Origin of the sequence: Erythrobacter alti, assembly GCF_037996805.1 — a bacterium.
In the GTDB taxonomy this organism is placed as follows: domain Bacteria; phylum Pseudomonadota; class Alphaproteobacteria; order Sphingomonadales; family Sphingomonadaceae; genus Alteraurantiacibacter; species Alteraurantiacibacter alti.
In genome coordinates this window covers 145,254-161,583 of the sequence record NZ_JBBNAX010000001.1, presented here as the reverse complement: position 1 = coordinate 161,583, position 16,330 = coordinate 145,254, and the positions used below count along the sequence as shown (strand labels likewise).

Annotated in this window: 14 protein-coding genes; 11 read left to right on the top strand and 3 right to left on the bottom strand. The window is 61.2% G+C overall.

Annotation, left to right across the window (positions count from 1 at the left end):
• Nucleotides 1-17 precede the first annotated feature (17 nt).
• Genes AAC850_RS00740 through AAC850_RS00730 form a run of 3 tightly spaced genes read left to right on the top strand, consistent with a single transcriptional unit; the run spans nucleotide 18 to nucleotide 4,482 of the window.
• On the top strand, nucleotides 18-2,015 hold the full coding sequence (locus AAC850_RS00740; protein ID WP_340586420.1) for a glycoside hydrolase family 97 protein: 1,998 nt from the start codon (nucleotides 18-20) through the stop codon (nucleotides 2,013-2,015).
• Nucleotides 2,012-2,986, top strand: a complete 975-nt coding sequence (locus AAC850_RS00735) for an alpha/beta hydrolase (RefSeq protein ID WP_340586418.1) — start codon at nucleotides 2,012-2,014, stop codon at nucleotides 2,984-2,986. The genes AAC850_RS00740 and AAC850_RS00735 overlap by 4 nt, the downstream gene beginning before the upstream one ends.
• A complete protein-coding gene (locus tag AAC850_RS00730) occupies nucleotides 2,983-4,482 on the top strand; it encodes a tryptophan halogenase family protein (RefSeq protein ID WP_340586415.1) in 1,500 nt (499 codons plus the stop codon). The genes AAC850_RS00735 and AAC850_RS00730 overlap by 4 nt, the downstream gene beginning before the upstream one ends.
• Here AAC850_RS00730 and AAC850_RS00725 read toward each other — a convergent pair whose 3' ends face one another.
• From AAC850_RS00725 to AAC850_RS00715, 3 genes are read right to left on the bottom strand one after another with little or no spacing between them, the layout of a single operon-like run.
• Entirely contained in the window at nucleotides 4,483-6,636 is a 2,154-nt protein-coding gene (locus AAC850_RS00725) for a malate synthase G (RefSeq protein WP_340586412.1), read from the bottom strand.
• Nucleotides 6,633-6,788: a hypothetical protein gene (locus AAC850_RS00720; protein ID WP_340586409.1), complete on the bottom strand. Its 156-nt coding sequence runs from the start codon at nucleotides 6,786-6,788 to the stop codon at nucleotides 6,633-6,635. The genes AAC850_RS00725 and AAC850_RS00720 overlap by 4 nt, the downstream gene beginning before the upstream one ends.
• Nucleotides 6,789-6,820: 32 nt before the next feature.
• Nucleotides 6,821-8,416, bottom strand: coding sequence for an isocitrate lyase (locus tag AAC850_RS00715; RefSeq protein ID WP_340586406.1), 1,596 nt, complete (start codon nucleotides 8,414-8,416; stop codon nucleotides 6,821-6,823).
• 158 nt (nucleotides 8,417-8,574) lie between these two features.
• On the opposite strand from AAC850_RS00715, the gene AAC850_RS00710 reads away from it, so the two are divergent.
• The 8 genes from AAC850_RS00710 to uppS all read left to right on the top strand — a co-directional run bounded on the left by AAC850_RS00710 (nucleotide 8,575) and on the right by uppS (nucleotide 16,299).
• Entirely contained in the window at nucleotides 8,575-9,981 is a 1,407-nt protein-coding gene (locus AAC850_RS00710) for a helix-turn-helix domain-containing protein (protein WP_340586404.1), read from the top strand.
• Between the two features lie 83 nt (nucleotides 9,982-10,064).
• Entirely contained in the window at nucleotides 10,065-10,817 is a 753-nt protein-coding gene (locus AAC850_RS00705; protein WP_340586402.1) for a phosphatidylserine decarboxylase, read from the top strand.
• On the top strand, nucleotides 10,814-11,755 hold the full coding sequence (gene pssA / locus AAC850_RS00700; protein ID WP_479691104.1) for a CDP-diacylglycerol--serine O-phosphatidyltransferase: 942 nt from the start codon (nucleotides 10,814-10,816) through the stop codon (nucleotides 11,753-11,755). Before AAC850_RS00705 ends, pssA begins: the two co-directional genes overlap by 4 nt.
• Before the next feature lie 475 nt (nucleotides 11,756-12,230).
• Nucleotides 12,231-13,052 (top strand): 30S ribosomal protein S2, encoded by an 822-nt coding sequence (gene rpsB, locus AAC850_RS00695; RefSeq protein ID WP_340586399.1) that lies wholly within the window; start codon nucleotides 12,231-12,233, stop codon nucleotides 13,050-13,052.
• 114 nt (nucleotides 13,053-13,166) lie between these two features.
• Nucleotides 13,167-14,093: a translation elongation factor Ts gene (gene tsf / locus AAC850_RS00690; protein ID WP_340586395.1), complete on the top strand. Its 927-nt coding sequence runs from the start codon at nucleotides 13,167-13,169 to the stop codon at nucleotides 14,091-14,093.
• A gap of 224 nt (nucleotides 14,094-14,317) precedes the next feature.
• Nucleotides 14,318-15,037 carry a UMP kinase gene (gene pyrH, locus AAC850_RS00685; protein ID WP_340586392.1) on the top strand — a complete coding sequence of 240 codons (720 nt, stop codon included), beginning with the start codon at nucleotides 14,318-14,320 and terminating at the stop codon, nucleotides 15,035-15,037.
• Nucleotides 15,038-15,041: 4 nt separating this feature from the next.
• A complete protein-coding gene (frr, locus tag AAC850_RS00680) occupies nucleotides 15,042-15,599 on the top strand; it encodes a ribosome recycling factor (protein WP_340586389.1) in 558 nt (185 codons plus the stop codon).
• A 58-nt stretch (nucleotides 15,600-15,657) separates the two neighbouring features.
• A complete protein-coding gene (gene uppS, locus AAC850_RS00675; protein WP_340587218.1) occupies nucleotides 15,658-16,299 on the top strand; it encodes a polyprenyl diphosphate synthase in 642 nt (213 codons plus the stop codon).
• The last annotated feature ends 31 nt before the right edge of the window (nucleotides 16,300-16,330 follow it).

The following is a 16,330-nucleotide window of genomic DNA, read 5'->3' as shown; positions in this document are numbered from 1 at the left end:
CTCTTTCACTGCTTTGTATGCTCGTTCCAGCGGCAGCGCTGGCAGGCACGGTGTCATCTCCCGATGGCCGGATCGTCGCCACGCTCGAGGCGAATGGCGAAGGCGTCCCGTCATACGAGATCCGCTTCGATGGAGAATTGGTGATCGAACAATCGACCATCGGTTTCACCTTCACTGATGTCGATCCGATGCGCCGCAATTTCGCGGTGGTGGAAGAAACCACCAATACCATCGACACGACATGGGAGCAGCCGTGGGGCGAACGTCGCTTCATCGCTGACCGCCACAACGAACTGGCCGTTACCTTCCGCCAGCAGGATGACGCAGCGCGGCAAATGACCGTGAGGATGCGCGTCTTCGATGACGGCGTCGGCTTCCGCATCGAATTTCCGCAGCAGGACAGTCTGCTTGTCGCCAATATTGCGGAGGAACTTACCGAATTTCGTATCGCGAGCGATGGGGAGGCGTGGTCCATTCCCGCAGGCGACTGGAATCGCTACGAATATCTTTATGAGCGCACGCCGATCAGCGCCTTGTCCACCGTCCACACGCCGGTGACGATGGTGCTGGAGAGCGGCACGCATTTGTCGTTCCACGAAGCTGCACTGGTCGATTATTCGGGCATGTGGCTTCGCCGGATGGAAGGCACAAGGCTACGCGCACAGCTGGCGCCGAGCCCGCGCGGACCAAAGGTCATTCGTGAAGGCGCATTCCATACACCTTGGCGTACGATCCAGATTGCCGACGGACCCGCCGGGCTGTTTGAAAGTGCGATGATCCTCAACCTCAACGAGCCAAATGTGCTCGGCGATGTAAGCTGGTTCGAGCCGCACAAATACATCGGCATCTGGTGGGAAATGCACCTCGATGACAGCAGTTGGGCGAGCGGCGAGAAGCACGGCGCGACGACCGAAAATGCGATGCGTCATATCGACTTCGCCGCCGAAAACGGCTTTCGCGGCGTGCTGATCGAAGGGTGGAACATCGGCTGGGACGGCAATTGGTTCGGCAATGGCCGCGATTACAGCTTCACCGAGGCCTACCCTGATTTCGACATCGTTGCCGTGACCGATTACGCCCGCGAACGCGGCGTTCGGATCATCGGACATCACGAAACTGGTGGCAATATCGACGTGTACGAACGCCAGTTGGGTGATGCGATGGCGTTCTATGAAAGCCTCGGTATCGATGCTGTCAAAAGCGGCTATGTCGCCGATGCCGGAGGAATAATCGCACCCGATGGCGAAGGCGGCGAAATATTCGTCTGGCATGATGGGCAGGAAATGGTGAACCACCATTTGCGCGTTGTGCAGGAGGCCGCCGAGCATCACATTGCCATGAACCCGCACGAACCGATCAAGGATACCGGGCTGCGCCGCACCTATCCGAACTGGGTCAGCCGCGAGGGCGCTCGCGGGGCAGAGTACGACGCCTGGGCAGTCCCGAAGAACGGGCCGGATCACGTACCAGAGCTGATCTTCACGCGGATGCTGTCTGGCCCGATGGATTACACGCCCGGCGTCTTTTCGCTGGCAGGCCGCCACGCAACCGTGCCGGACATTCCCTCCACCCTGGCGCGCCAGCTTGCGTTCTATGTCGCGATTTACTCACCGATCCAGATGGTCGCTGACCTGCCGGAAAACATCGCTGCATACCCACAGGCACTCGATTTCGTGCAACGCGTGGGTGTCGACTGGTACGATAGCCGCCTGCTCGATGGCGCGGTGGGTGAATTCGCTGTGATTGCGCGGCAGGTCCGTGAAGGCGATGCATGGTACATCGGCGGCGTCACCGACGATCAGCCCCGTGACGTAACCATCGCGCTGGACTTCCTTTACGAAGACACGGAATATGTTGCCACCATCTGGGAAGACGGAGAGGGAGCCGACGGTATGGGAGAGGATCGCCACGCGATGGACGTGCGCGAAGTGACCGTAAGGCGCGGCGATACGCTTGACCTCCACATGGCGCGGGCTGGCGGCTTTGCCATCGAGATCAAGTATAGCGGCGAGTGATAACGCGGGCTGTGAAACTGCTGGCGATATTTTGCGCCGCCACTCTTGCAGGTGGCTGCGCTCATACCGTTGCTCCGGAAAGCGCCATCTCCGCCACCCGCGCTGATGAACTGCAATCGCCGGCACAGCGCGTCGAATGGACAGCTATCGCTGCACCGGGCCTGCCTGACCAGCGCATCACTATTTGGCTTCCGCCGGGCTATCATGATGCGCCGGATGTGCGTTACCCGGTGCTTTACATGTGGGACGGGCAAAACCTGTTCGATCCCGAGCTGACGCATTACGGCAAGGCCTGGGAAGTGGATGACGTGCTCACCGACATGGTGGCGAGTGGCACGGCGCGGTCGCATATCGTGGTCGGCCACTGGTCGCCGCCGGGGACTGACCGCTATCGCCTATATGTGCCGCAATTTGCGGAGAGTCTGGATGGCGAATTGCTGGCTGCGAATGTCGAGGAGATGGCAGGCGGCCCGATTGCGTCCCGAGCCTTGCTCGACTGGGTGAGCGACACGCTCAAACCGCATGTCGACGCGCAATTCCGGACGCTTGCTGCGCCCGAGGACACCACCGTCGTTGGTGCGAGCATGGGCGGATTGATGGCATGTTTTGCAGCCATCGAGCGGCCCGATGTTTTTGGCCGTGCGGGCTGTGTCAGTGCGCATTTCGCCCTGGTCGACCCGGAACTCGCCATGAACCATTCCGAGGCGATAACTGCCGCGTGGGATGCGTACCTCGATGCCAAGCTTGGTGGGCCGCGAGAGCGCAGGTTGTGGCTCGATCATGGTACCGAAATGCTCGATGCATACTACGCCCCGTGGCAGCGAGCCGTTTCCGAAGACCTTACCCGCAATGGTTGGCGCGAGGGCGTGGACTTCTCCGCACGCGTCTATCGAGGCGCAGAGCATGACGAGATTGCCTGGAACGCACGAATGGCCGAAATGCTGGCATGGCTTTGGCGGGAAGAGGAATGACTGAGCCCACGCCGCCGCACATGGTCATCCTGGGCGGTGGCAGCGCCGGGTGGATCACCGCCTGCCTGCTCCACCACCGCTGGGCTGATCGCGGCGGAAAGGTCACCGTCATCGAAAGTCCGGACATCGGGATTATCGGTGTCGGTGAAGGCTCCACTCCGCAGATGAAAGCCATGTTCGACCATCTCGGCATTGCTGAAGTTGAATGGATGGCGGCTTGCGATGCGACCTACAAGCTCGGCATCCGCTTCACCGGCTGGAGCGAGCGTCCCGACTTCGACAGCTATTTTCACCCGTTCCCCGGTCCCGTCGATCTGCACACAGAGCCGGCCTTTACCCACGCCTGTATGCTGGCAAGGCGCGGGTTGGACGTTGGCGCATTGCCCGACGACTGGTTTCTTGCAGCGGTATTGGCAGAGCAGGGCAAGGGGCCGCAGGCTGCGGAAACCTTCCCTTTCGCGCCAAGCTATGGCTACCATTTCGACGCCTACAAGCTGGGCGCATTCCTGCGGGACTGGGCGGTGGAGCGCGGTGTCGATCACCGGCCCCTGAAGGTTGAAGAGGTCGAGCTTTCGGATAACCGCGAAGTGTCAGCACTGGTGTGCGAGGGCGGGGAACGCATCAGCGGCGATTTTTACGTCGATTGCTCGGGCTTTCGTGCCATGATCGCGCAGGGGGCGCTGGGAGGCGAGTTCGTCTCGTTCGGCGAAAACCTGTTCAACGATCGCGCTGTGGTAGTGCCTACGCCGCCGGTCGATCATTTCCGTCCGCAGACCGAGGCGGTCGCGATGAAGGCGGGCTGGCAGTGGCACATCCCGCTCACCTCGCGCACGGGCAATGGCTATGTCTATTCCTCCCGTCATATCTCGGATGAGGATGCTGCGGCCGAATTGCTTAAAGCCTTGGGCTTGCAGGCGGACGAGACGGAACCGCGTCTCCTGCGCATGAAAGTTGGCCGCATGGCAGAAAGCTGGCGTGGCAATTGCCTAGCTGCGGGATTGGCGCAGGGGTTTCTCGAACCGCTCGAAGCGACCGCTCTTCACATCGTCATCTCTACGGCACTGGAATTTGCCGATGCTTATGAACAGGGGGGGTATAGCGCGCAGCATCGAGATGCGTTCAACACCAAGACCAATGCTCGTTATGAGGGCATTCGCGATTACATCGTCGCGCATTACCGGATGAACCAGCGCAGCGACACGGACTACTGGCGCGAAAATGCCGCGAACCACGATCTGTCGGACAATTTGAAGGCGATGATGACCGCATGGTTCACGCACAAGGATATCGCGGCGGCAAACGTGCAACTCTACGGAACGCCGCATTATGCGCCGATGAGCTGGCACGCGCTGTTCGCCGGTTACGGGACGTTTCCGCCGGTCGAAAAGATGCAGCCGCTACCGCCTGGCGGTGCTGGCCACGATCCGGAGCGTATCCGGCAATTGCTCGCGTCCTGCGCTGCCAATTTCCCCGAAATCACTCTCGGCAGCGGCTAGCTAGCTGGCGGCTTTCGCCCGCGCCCGTGCACGGTGAAGCACAGGCTCGGTATAACCGGAGGGTTGGTGCGTGCCCGTGATGATCAACTCGCGCGCCGCAGCCAGCGCGATGGAATCGCGCGGGTGCTCGGCCATCTTGCGATAGGCCGGGTCGCCAGCGTTCTGCGCATCGACGATAGCCGCCATTTCATGCAGCGCCTCATCGATCTGCAACCGGTTGACGATGCCGTGCTCCAGCCAGTTGGCGATGTGCTGGCTGGAGATGCGCAGCGTGGCGCGGTCTTCCATCAGTCCTACATCATGAATGTCCGGGACTTTGGAACAGCCAACGCCCTGATCGATCCAGCGCACCATATAGCCGAGAATACCCTGCACATTGTTGCGCAATTCCTCGCGTATTTCCGCGTCGGACCAGTTGGGCTTCTCAGCCAATGGCACGGTGAGAAGTTTCTCAAGGGATGCGATGGGTTCACGCGCACGCTCCTGCTGGCGCTCTGCGACATTGCAGGCGTGGTAATGCGTCGCGTGGAGTACGGCAGCGGTGGGGGAGGGAACCCAGGCTGTGCTCGCGCCGCTTGCGGGATGGCCCGACTTTTCCGCCAGCATCTGGTGCATACGGTCGGGGGCCGCCCACATGCCCTTGCCGATCTGCGCCCGTCCGGCAAAGCCGCATGCTAGGCCGATCTGGACATTGCGATCTTCATAGGCCGCGATCCAGTCGGCCTGCTTGATTTCGGCCTTTGGCAGCATCGGGCCAGCCAGCATCGAAGTGTGGATTTCGTCACCCGTGCGGTCAAGGAAGCCGGTGTTGATGAAGAAGATGCGATCCTTCACGGCTTGGATACAGGCAGCAAGGTTGGCGCTGGTACGCCGTTCTTCGTCCATCACGCCCACTTTCACCGTGTTGCGGGCGAGGCCGAGCATGTCTTCCACCGCGTTGAACAGATCGTTGGTGAAGGCACATTCTTCGGGTCCGTGCATCTTGGGTTTCACCACATAGATGCCGCCAGTCCTGCTGCTTTGCAGCGGACCGGTCGCCCTGAGGTCGTGCATACCGATGGCGATCGTGATCGCCGCGTCAAGCAGGCCTTCGGGCAGTTCGGCATCGTCGTTGAGTCGAACCGCAGGCGTGGTCATGAGATGGCCGACATTGCGCACCAGCAGCAGGCTGCGCGTGTGAATGTCCCGCGCCTCGCCTTCCATGTCGGTGTAGGTGCGATCAGGGCTGGCGGTGCGGGTCATCGTCTGGCCGCCCTTGGTGAAACTCGCCTCCAGATCGCCGCGCATCGCGCCGAGCCAGTTGCGATAGGCGGCAACCTTGTCAGCCGCATCAACGGCCGCGACTGAATCTTCCAGGTCAACAATTGTCGAAAGCGCGGCCTCCAGCCGGACGTCGGCAATATTGGCGGGATCCGTCTTGCCGATGGGATGATTTGCGTCGATCACCAGCTCGATATGCAAGCCGTTATTGGCGAGGATAAGATTGTCGCCTGATGTGCCCAGCAATTGCTCGGGATTGGCAAGAGCAGCGACTCCGCCAGTCCATTCGGTCCAAGATCCTTCGGCGAGGGGGACAGATTTATCGAGAAACGCCTTGGCCCGAGCGACGACCTGCGCGCCGCGCGCCGGATCATACCCGCCTGATGCGGGCGCTTTCCCGTCGAGAGCATCAGTGCCGTAGAACGCGTCATAAAGGCTGCCCCAGCGGGCGTTGATAGCATTCAACAGGAATCGCGCATTGAGCACGGGGACCACAAGCTGCGGTCCGGCGATTCGCGCGATCTCCGCATCGACGTTTTCGGTGCCAATCGTGAAGGGTTCGGGCTCGTCAACGAGATAGCCGATTTCGCGCAGGAACTCTTCCGGAGCGCCGCCCGGCGTGTTGGGATGGCTGCGGTGCCAGTCATCGATCGCCGCCTGCATATAGCCCCGCTTTTCGAGCAGGTCGCGATTGCGCGGGACAAAGGTCTTCGCAAGACGGGCGAGACCCTGCCAGAAATCTGCGGCGCCAAGGCCGATGCCCGGAAGCACCTCTTGCTCGACGAAAGCGACCAGCTCATGCGCCACCTGCAAACCGGCGCGCTGTTGATAGCCATTGTCCGTCTCCGCACCAGTTGTGGGGCGGGTGATTTCTGCCAGGGCCTGCGTAGTCATCGTGCGAAACGCCCCAGACGGTGGTGGAGGTTCACCAGCTTGCGGGTTTCGGCATTGTCTTCGCCATTGCGGATGGCGACGGCCAAGGCGTTGCGAATGAGTCCGAAATCCTCAGTCGAGAACACGGGGCGGGCCAGTGTAGGTTCTGCCATGGTAAGTCTCCTTCGATAGTGTCCGCGCCCGATCAGGCCGCGAACTGGTTCATCGTGTTGTTCTTGCCGCCGGCCTTGAGAGCCGCTTCGCCGGCAAAGGCTTCCTTGTGGTCGTCACCGATGTCGGATCCCGACATGTTCTGGTGCTTCACACAGGCAATGCCCTGGCGGATTTCCTCGCGCTGCACCTGCTTGACGTAGCCAAGCATGCCTTCTTCGCCGAAGTAGCGCTTGGCGAGATTGTCCGTGCTCAGCGCGGCCGTGTGATAGGTCGGCAGCGTGATCAGGTGGTGGAAGATGCCAGCACGCTTGGCAGCATCGGCCTGGAAGGTGCGAATGCGTTCATCGGCCTCCTTCGCCAAATCGCTGTCATCATAAAACTCGCTCATCAGGCGATCGCGTTCGAAATCGCTGAGATCGCGGCCTTCTGCTTCCCAGGCATCGTAAACCTGCTGGCGGAAATTGAGCGTCCAGTTGAAGCTGGGCGAATTGTTATAGGTCAGCTTCGCATTGGGCACGACCGCGCGGATACGATCGACCATGCCGGCAATCTGTTCGACATGCGGTTTTTCGGTTTCGATCCACAACAGGTCGGCGCCGTTCTGCAATGCGGTGATGCAGTCGAGCACACAGCGATCCTCGCCGGTTCCGGGGCGGAACTGGAACAGGTTCGAGGGCAGGCGTTTCGGCTTCAAAAGCCTGCCCTCGCGGCTGATCAGCACCTCTCCCGTACCAAGATCAGCCGGATCGACTTCCTCGCAATCGAGGAAACTGTTGTACTGGTCACCGAGGTCGCCCGGCTCCTTGCTGTAAGCGATCTGCTTCGTCAGTCCTGCGCCAAGCGAGTCGGTGCGGGCAACGATAATGCCTTCGGGAACGCCGAGTTCGAGGAAGGCGTAACGGATCGCGCGGATCTTCTGCAGGAAGTCCTCATGCGGAACGGTGACCTTGCCATCCTGGTGGCCGCACTGCTTTTCGTCCGACACCTGGTTCTCGATTTGCAGGGCGCAGGCGCCCGCTTCGATCATCTTCTTGGCGAGCAGGTAAGTCGCCTCGGCATTGCCGAAGCCTGCATCGATATCGGCGATGATCGGCACAACGTGAGTCTCGTGATTGTCGATCGCCTGCTGAGCTGTGGCGGCGGCGGTCTCGTCACCGGCTTCCCGCGCAGCGTCCAGTTCACGGAACAGGCCGCCCAGTTCGCGGGCGTCGGCCTGGCGCAGGAAGGTGTAGAGTTCCTCGATAAGCGCGGGAACACTGGTCTTTTCGTGCATCGACTGGTCGGGCAGGGGGCCAAACTCGCTGCGCAGGGCGGCAATCATCCATCCCGAAAGATAGAGGTAGCGCCCCTTGGTGGTCCCGAAATGCTTCTTGATGGAGATCATCTTCTGCTGGCCGATAAATCCGTGCCAGCAGCCCAGCGACTGCGTGTAGGCGGCCGGGTCCTTGTCATAGGCATCCATGTCGTCGCGCATGATCTTGGCAGTATATCGCGCAATATCGAGGCCGTTCTGGAAACGGTTCTGCAAGCGCAGGCGTGCGGCAAATTCAGGATCGATACCCTGCCACGTGGCACCTTCGCGGTGCTTGATTCCCGTCTGACGGTGGATTTCGGCGAAATAGGTCATAGCAGCTCCAAGTGGTAAAAATGCGTGTTCTGGAGCCTGTCTGCCTTCCGAGTTGAGATTCGTCGCCCTTGGAAGTGTCATATTGTCAAACTTTACAAAAAATGTATGTAAAGTTGTAAGGAGCGCACTTCCGCGCGCGGATGAAGGTGAAAATGACGATGGCGGGTAAAGCGCTGTATCTCGGCCCACGGCTCAAGAAACTGCGTCGCGAACTGGGTCTGACTCAGGCCAACATGGCGGACGATCTCGAGATATCGCCCAGCTATATCGCCTTGATGGAGCGCAACCAGCGTCCGGTGACGGCCGAGATGCTCATCAAGCTGGCAACAACCTATCGCATCGATGTCGGCACGCTGGCCGATGAGGATGCGGACGAAACTGCCGTTCGCCTGCAGGGTGCTCTGCGTGACCCGATCTTTGCCGATATCGCGATCGAGCCGCTCGACATTCAGGACATCGCGACCAGCTATCCGGGCATGGCAGAGGCGCTGCTGCGGTTGCACACGGCCTTTGGTGAAGAGCAACTGGCGCTCGCCGAACGCCGCGACACTGGCGAGGGCGTTGCTGACAGTGCGCCAGGAGCGAGCGATCCGGTAGGGGAGGCCCGTGCATTTCTCGCCGCGCGCCGCAATTGCTTCCCCGAGCTAGACGACAGCGCCAGCGCCGCCGCGCGCGAACTCGATTCATATGAGGCCATGCGTGACCATCTGGCCGAGAACCACCAGCTCGAACTGAGGCTGACCGATGATGGGCTACTGCAGGGCGCGCTGCGCTGGCACGACTATCACCGTCGCCGGATCTATATTGCCGAGCGGCTCGACTACGCTGGCCGCCGCTTCCAGGCCGCCTTGCAAATCGCGATACTGGAGCAGGATCAGGTCATCGGCGGGATAATCGCCGAGGGTCGTATTGCTAGCGAGGATGGCAAGCGGCTGATCAGGCGCGCGCTGCAATCCTATTGGGCGGCTGCCTTGCTGATGCCGCACCGCGCCTTTGCGCGCGCGGCGAAGGAATTGGGCTATGACGTGGAAGCGCTGTGCTCGCGCTTTCTCGTCAGTTTCGAACAGGCTGCGCACCGCCTGACTACCTTGCAGAGGCCGGGCGAGGAGGGCGTGCCGTTCTTCTTCCTGCGCGTTGACCGTGCGGGCAACGTGTCGAAGCGGCTCGACGGAGCAGGATTCCCCTTCGCGCGCCATGGCGGGGCATGTCCGTTGTGGAACGTACACCACACTTTTGAACGGCCCGGCGAAGTCGACGCGCAATTGATCGAGCTGCCTGATGGCGAACGCTATGTGTCCATCGCGCGCACGGTGCGCGGAGGCGGAGGCGGTGTTGGGGCCGCCAGCGTAACGCGCTCCGTCGCGATTGCCTGTTCGGCGACGCATCTCGACAGGCTGGCGTATGCAGCATCACTGCAAGGACATGATCCGATGCCGATCGGCGTGGCTTGTCGCCTGTGCCATCGGCCGCGTTGCATAGCGCGTTCGGCCCCGCCCATGGGCCGCGAAATCGTGCCCGCGCGCTTCCGCGAAAGCGGCGTTCCTTTCGATTTCTCAATGGAGTGATTGGCGGGATTAGGCTGCGCTATCCACGAATTGCGCCACATTGCACGCTTGTGAGCGCGCTGCACAGCGCCTAGAAGTTACAAATGGCCGGAGAATTAAGAGACAATCGTGGGCGCGGAGACGCCGAATGGGGTCTTCCCGCAATCCATCCAGAAGGACGCAAGTTCGGCATTGCGGCGGTCGGCATAGCGCTGATGTTCCTTGTCATTTTCGACTGGGAACTGATCGGCTGGCCGCTGCTGGCGCTGGCTGGCGGTGTGTTCGCCTTCTTCCGTGATCCCGAACGTGTCGTTCCGCAGGACGATCATCTTATCGTGTCGCCTGCAGACGGTCAGATATCACTGATCGCGAAGGTGCCGCCTCCTACTGAATTGCAGGGTAGCGACGGTGATGGCGGGCAGGGGCTCGGCACGGAACCTGTCACGCGCATCTCGATTTTCATGTCGGTGTTCGATGTACATATCAACCGCTCGCCGGTTGCCGGAACAGTGCGGCGCATCGTCTATATCCCGGGCGCCTTCATGAATGCCGATCTCGACAAGGCGAGCGACGAAAACGAACGCCAGCATATACTTGTCGAACGGTCCGACGGCACCCGCATTGGCTTCACCCAGATCGCCGGATTGGTCGCGCGTCGCATCGTGCCCTTTATCAAGCCTGGCGATATAGTCGCGGCCGGCCAGCGCGTGGGCTTGATCCGCTTCGGAAGCCGCGTCGACGTGTACCTACCCGCCGGGACGGAGCCGAAAGTACTGCTCGGCCAGCGCGTTATCGCAGGCGAGACGGTTCTGGCGGAGATCGGGCAACAAGGCCTGCTGGAGGGCGTTAGCCAGTGAACCGACATGATGACGAATTCGATGACGAGGCGACTGCCACGCCCGGCCCGGCATGGCTTGGTCCCAAGGCGAGCGAGCATGAGCATGTGACGCGTTCACGCGCGGGCAGGGGCCTTTCGATGCGCGCCGTGCTTCCCAACGCCATCACCGCTGCAGCCTTGTGTTCGGGTTTGACGAGCATCCTGTTCGCGATTGCCGAGCAATGGGACAAGGCCGTCTTTGCCATGATCATTGCAGGCGTGCTCGACATGATGGACGGGCGTGTTGCGCGGTTGCTGAAGGCACAGTCGCGTTTCGGCGCGGAGCTGGACAGCCTTTCGGATTCGGCCAGTTTCGGCATAGCGCCGGCGCTTGTCCTCTATCTTTGGGCGCTGGTGGAGCTGCCACGCCTCGGCTGGCTGGCGGCACTGGCCTACGCAATTTGCTGCGCGCTGCGTCTGGCGCGGTTCAATGCGCAGATCGATGTCGAGGACCAGCCGCACAAGTCTGCCGGTTTCCTTACCGGTGTTCCTGCACCGATGGGTGCGGGTTTCGCCTTCATGCCAATCTATCTGTGGCTGGCGACGGATGAGCCGATCTTCCGTGACCCATGGCTCGTCGGGCCCTGGCTGATCCTTGTTGCCGTGATGATGGTGTCGAATGTCGCAACGCCAAGCTGGAAATCGCTTCGTCCCAAGGGGAATCTGAAGCTGGCGACGATAGCGGTCGCCGGATTGTTGGTTGGCGGACTATTGCTGGAGACGTGGTGGACGCTGGTGCTGATCGGGGTGATCTATCTCAGCCTGATCGCCTGGAGCATCGTACGCTACCAGAAGGTCAAGCGAGAGCGCCGTGCGACAGCTAGACCGCAAGAGCCCGTGCAAACGCCTCTCGTGGGCGGCGAACCGGAAGGTGAACAGCACGATCGCGCAATGCCTCCGCACGATCCAACGAACTGAGTTCGGCCCGGATAGCATGGTAATGAACCAGCGCCTTGCGCAGCGAGGCGTAGCAAGAGGTCAGCGAAAATGCGGCTACGAGGCCGAAAAACAGTGAAATCGCAATTGCCAGCGTCATATCGAATGTCCTTTGCGATGCGGCGTGCCGCTGGAGGATAAAGCTTCGAGTCGGCCGGAAGTTCCTGTTTCCGCCCCTGATGCATGGTTTGTTCCACCTCTGTTCCGCCGCGTCAAGCATTTTGTTCTCATTGTGTTCCACTCGTGCGCTATAGAACGAGGAATCCCGCAATTGGCGCTGGCTTTTCCCTATCGGCTCGTCTAGAGGCGCACGCGCCGGTCAGCTCTCTGCGATTCCCGCAGCTTGCGCGTTCGGCAAATTCACATGGATGGCACACATACCGGTGCCGCCTGCGGTCTTTCAGAAGGTCGCGGCCGGTTCCCCGCTATCCAGAGGTATAACCGGAAGGAATTTCTTATGGCGGGTCCCACCGTCACGATGCAGCATCTGATCGAGGCCGGCGCACACTTCGGCCACCAGACCCACCGCTGGAACCCGCGCATGAAGCCGTATATTTTCGGCAGCCGCAACGGTGTCCACATCATCGACCTCTCGCAGACCGTTCCGCTGTTTGCGCGCGCCCTGGATTTCGTCCAGCAGACCGTTCGCGCCGGCGGCAAGGTGCTGTTCGTCGGCACCAAGCGTCAGGCGCAGGAGCCGATTGCCGAAGCTGCACGCGCTTGCGGCCAGCACTTCGTCAACCACCGCTGGCTGGGCGGCATGCTCACCAACTGGAAGACGATTTCGGGCTCGATCCGCGAACTCAAGTCGCTTGAAGAGCAGCTTTCGGGCGACACCGGCGGCCTTACCAAGAAGGAAGTCCTCCAGCTTACCCGCAAGAAGGACAAGCTGGAACTCTCGCTCGGCGGCATCCGCGACATGGGCGGCGTGCCCGACGTGATGTTCGTGATCGACGCCAACAAGGAAGACCTGGCGATCAAGGAAGCCAACGTGCTGGGTATCCCGGTCGTGGCCGTGCTCGACACCAATGTCGATCCCGAAGGCATCTCCTTCCCGATCCCCGGCAATGACGATGCGAGCCGCGCTGTTCGCCTCTATTGCGACGCGATTGCCAAGGCCGCAACCGCCGGTTCGGACAAGGGCGTGGTTGATTCGGGTGCCGATGTCGGCGCCATGGACGCACCGCCTGCCGAAGCCGTGGTTGCCGAAGAAGCGCCTGCCGCCGAAGCCGCTCCCGCCGAGGAAGCTGCCAAGGAAGAGCCCAAGGCCGACGCCTGAATGTGATGAAGCGCGCGGTTGAATTGCCAGCCGCGCGCTACATCTCTCTCTCATATCGCGCCGGTCCTCACCCTAGAGGTCCGGTGCCTGATCAATTTCAAAAAGGATAAACCAATGGCAGCTTTTACCGCTTCCGACGTGAAGTCCCTGCGCGAAAAGACCGGCGCGGGCATGATGGATGCCAAGAAGGCACTCGAAGCCGCAAACGGCGATATCGAAGCCGCGGTTGACGCGCTGCGCGCCAAGGGTCTCGCCACCGCGCAGAAGAAGTCCAGCCGTACCGCCGCCGAAGGGCTCGTGGGCGTGGCTGTGACCGGCACCAAGGGTGTTGCGGTGGAAGTCAATTCCGAAACCGACTTCGTCGCCAAGAACGACAAGTTCCAGGATTTCGTGCGCAAGACGACCGACGTCGCGCTGGCACAGGATTCGGACGATGTCGACGCGCTGAAGGCTGCCGCCTATCCCGATGGCGGTACCGTCTCGGACAAGCTGACCGATAACGTCGCCACCATCGGCGAGAACCAGCAGGTTCGCCGCATGAAGAGCGTCACCGTCAGCAACGGCGTGATCGTGCCTTACATGCACAATGCGCAGGCTCCGAACCTCGGCAAGATCGGCGTGCTCGTTGCGCTGGAAAGCGAAGCGGGTGCGGACGTTCTCGAACCGCTCGGCAAGCAGCTTGCCATGCACATCGCCGCGGCTTTCCCACAGGCGTTGACCGCCGAAGACCTCGACGCCGACATCATTGAGCGTGAGCGCAAGATCGCTGCCGAAAAGGCTGCCGAAAGCGGCAAGCCCGAAAACGTGCAGGAAAAGATGGTCGAAGGCGCAGTCAAGAAATACGCCAAGGAAAACGCCCTGCTGAGCCAGGTCTTCGTGATGGACAACAAGACGCCCATCGCTGACGTGGTTGCAGCCGCTGGCAAGGAAGCCGGCACGTCCATCGTGCTGAAGGACTATGTCCGCTTCCAGCTCGGCGAAGGCATCGAGAAGGAAGAAAGCGATTTCGCGGCAGAAGTTGCGGCTGCCGTCGGCGGCTGATCGCTCTCGCCATTGAGGCTTCGAAAGGCCGCCGGAGTTAGCGCTCCGGCGGCCTTTTTGATGGTCGGACGGGGTGGGGGGCAACTTGGCGTCCCGCCTATGTGCTTCGCTCCGGGCAAGCCACATCGGCAAAAGCACCGGCAAACCCTTGGCTTCGCTGCCCTTGCGCTCTAAAGCCGCGCGAACTGTCGTATTCTGCTCCGACCGAGAGGGACCACCACCACATGCTGCTGCCCAACTCCAAGCGTATCCTGCTCAAGCTTTCGGGCGAGGTGCTGATGGGCGAGCAGGAGTATGGAATCGACCCCGCCTACGTCGCGCGCCTTGCCGAAGAGGTGAAGGCTGCACGCGACACGGGGCTGCAGATCTGTCTCGTGATTGGCGGCGGCAATATCTTCCGCGGCATGGCGGGCGCGGCTCAGGGGATGGACCGTGCGCAGGCCGATTACATGGGGATGCTCGCGACGGTGATGAATGCTCTGGCCATGCAGAGCGCGCTCGAGCAGATCGGGGTTCACACCCGCGTACAGAGCGCCATCCAGATGGACCAGGTGTGCGAGCCGGTGATCCGCCGCCGGGCAGAGCGGCACCTCGAGAAGGGTCGCATCGTGATTTTTGCCGCCGGTGTCGGCGCGCCCTATTTCACTACCGACAGCGGGGCCGCGCTGCGCGCTGCCGAAATGCGCTGCGACGCGCTGCTCAAGGGCACCAGCGTCGATGGCGTGTACGATTCCGATCCCAAGAGAAATCCAGATGCCAAGCGGTTCGACACCGTTACCTATGACAAGGTGCTTGCCGACAATCTGAGGGTGATGGATGCATCCGCTGTGGCACTGTGCCGCGACAACGATATCCCCATCGTGGTGTTCTCGATCCGCGAAAGGGGCAACGTCGCGCGCGTGCTGGCGGGCGAGGGCGTTCAAACGATAGTACAGAAGGACTGAGACGATGCCGAAATATGACAAGGCCGATATCGAGCGCCGGATGCAGGGCGCGGTTGAGAGCCTGAAGGGCGATCTGGGTGGCCTGCGCACCGGGCGCGCCAACACCGCTCTGCTCGATCCGGTCGTGGCCGAGGTCTACGGCTCGATGATGCCGCTCAACCAGGTGGCCACCGTCTCTGCTCCCGAACCGCGGATGCTCAGCGTGCAGGTGTGGGACAAGGCCAATGTTAGCGCGGTGGAAAAGGGCATCACCAAGGCCAATCTCGGGCTCAACCCGATGACCGACGGCCAGACCATCCGCCTGCCCATGCCCGACCTCAACGAGGAGCGACGCAAGGAGCTGGCAAAGCTCGCTGGCACTTATGCCGAAAAGGCCAAGATCGCCATCCGCAACGTTCGTCGCGATGCCAATGAGGCGCTGAAGGAAGACGAGAAGAAAAAGGAAATCTCGGAAGACGAACGCAAGCGCCTCGAAACCGAAGTCCAGGAACTGACCGACAAATTCGTCGCCGAAGCTGACACCACGACAGAGACGAAGGAAAAGGAAATCATGACGCAGTAGGCGTCGCGGGAATTTTCGGGTGCCAGATCCATCATATCCCCGTCATGTCGCCATCATCATGGACGGCAATGGCCGCTGGGCAAAGAAGCGCGGCCTTCCGCGTGCGCTCGGTCACAAGCAGGGCGGAGAAGCCGTACGCAAGACTGTGCAGGCGGCGGAAACTCTCGGGCTGGAGTGCCTGACGCTTTATGCGTTCTCGTCCGAGAACTGGAAGCGGGACGAGGATGAGATTTCCGACCTGATGAACCTGATGCGCAGGTTTATCGAAGCCAACCTCAAGGATATGATCGAGCGGAAGGTCCGGCTCAAGATCATAGGCGATTACAAGGCCTTTGCGCCCGATATTGTCACGAAGCTCGAAGATGCGCTTGAGCGGACTAAGGGCGGGGAGCGCACGCTGGCAGTGGCGCTCAACTACGGAGCGCAACAGGAAATCGCCCGCGCCGCACGGCGCGCGGCTGAAGATGGTGCCATCGATCCTGAAAGCATTGAAAAGCACCTCTACACCGCAGACCTCCCGCCGCTCGACCTGTTGATCCGCACCAGTGGCGAAGTGCGCCTGTCCAACTTCCTGCTGTGGCAGGCGGCCTATGCCGAAATGCTGTTCCTCGATGTGCTGTGGCCCGATTTCGACGAGGCTCATCTGCGCGACGCCTGTGAGGATTTCGCCAAGAGGGAGCGCCGCTATGGAGGGCGCTGATATCCCGCCAGAGCGCAGGCGTGACCGGCTG

What these genes read in the sequence shown, in the direction of transcription:
- AAC850_RS00740 (WP_340586420.1), top strand. Translation starts at nt 18, where the DNA reads ATGCTCGTTCCAGCGGCAGCGCTGGCAGGCACGGTGTCATCTCCCGAT.
- AAC850_RS00730 (WP_340586415.1), top strand. Translation starts at nt 2,983, where the DNA reads ATGACTGAGCCCACGCCGCCGCACATGGTCATCCTGGGCGGTGGCAGC.
- AAC850_RS00725 (WP_340586412.1), bottom strand. Translation starts at nt 6,636, where the DNA reads ATGACTACGCAGGCCCTGGCAGAAATCACCCGCCCCACAACTGGTGCG.
- AAC850_RS00720 (WP_340586409.1), bottom strand. Translation starts at nt 6,788, where the DNA reads ATGGCAGAACCTACACTGGCCCGCCCCGTGTTCTCGACTGAGGATTTC.
- AAC850_RS00715 (WP_340586406.1), bottom strand. Translation starts at nt 8,416, where the DNA reads ATGACCTATTTCGCCGAAATCCACCGTCAGACGGGAATCAAGCACCGC.
- AAC850_RS00710 (WP_340586404.1), top strand. Translation starts at nt 8,575, where the DNA reads ATGGCGGGTAAAGCGCTGTATCTCGGCCCACGGCTCAAGAAACTGCGT.
- AAC850_RS00705 (WP_340586402.1), top strand. Translation starts at nt 10,065, where the DNA reads ATGGCCGGAGAATTAAGAGACAATCGTGGGCGCGGAGACGCCGAATGG.
- rpsB (WP_340586399.1), top strand. Translation starts at nt 12,231, where the DNA reads ATGGCGGGTCCCACCGTCACGATGCAGCATCTGATCGAGGCCGGCGCA.
- tsf (WP_340586395.1), top strand. Translation starts at nt 13,167, where the DNA reads ATGGCAGCTTTTACCGCTTCCGACGTGAAGTCCCTGCGCGAAAAGACC.
- pyrH (WP_340586392.1), top strand. Translation starts at nt 14,318, where the DNA reads ATGCTGCTGCCCAACTCCAAGCGTATCCTGCTCAAGCTTTCGGGCGAG.
- frr (WP_340586389.1), top strand. Translation starts at nt 15,042, where the DNA reads ATGCCGAAATATGACAAGGCCGATATCGAGCGCCGGATGCAGGGCGCG.
- uppS (WP_340587218.1), top strand. Translation starts at nt 15,658, where the DNA reads ATGGACGGCAATGGCCGCTGGGCAAAGAAGCGCGGCCTTCCGCGTGCG.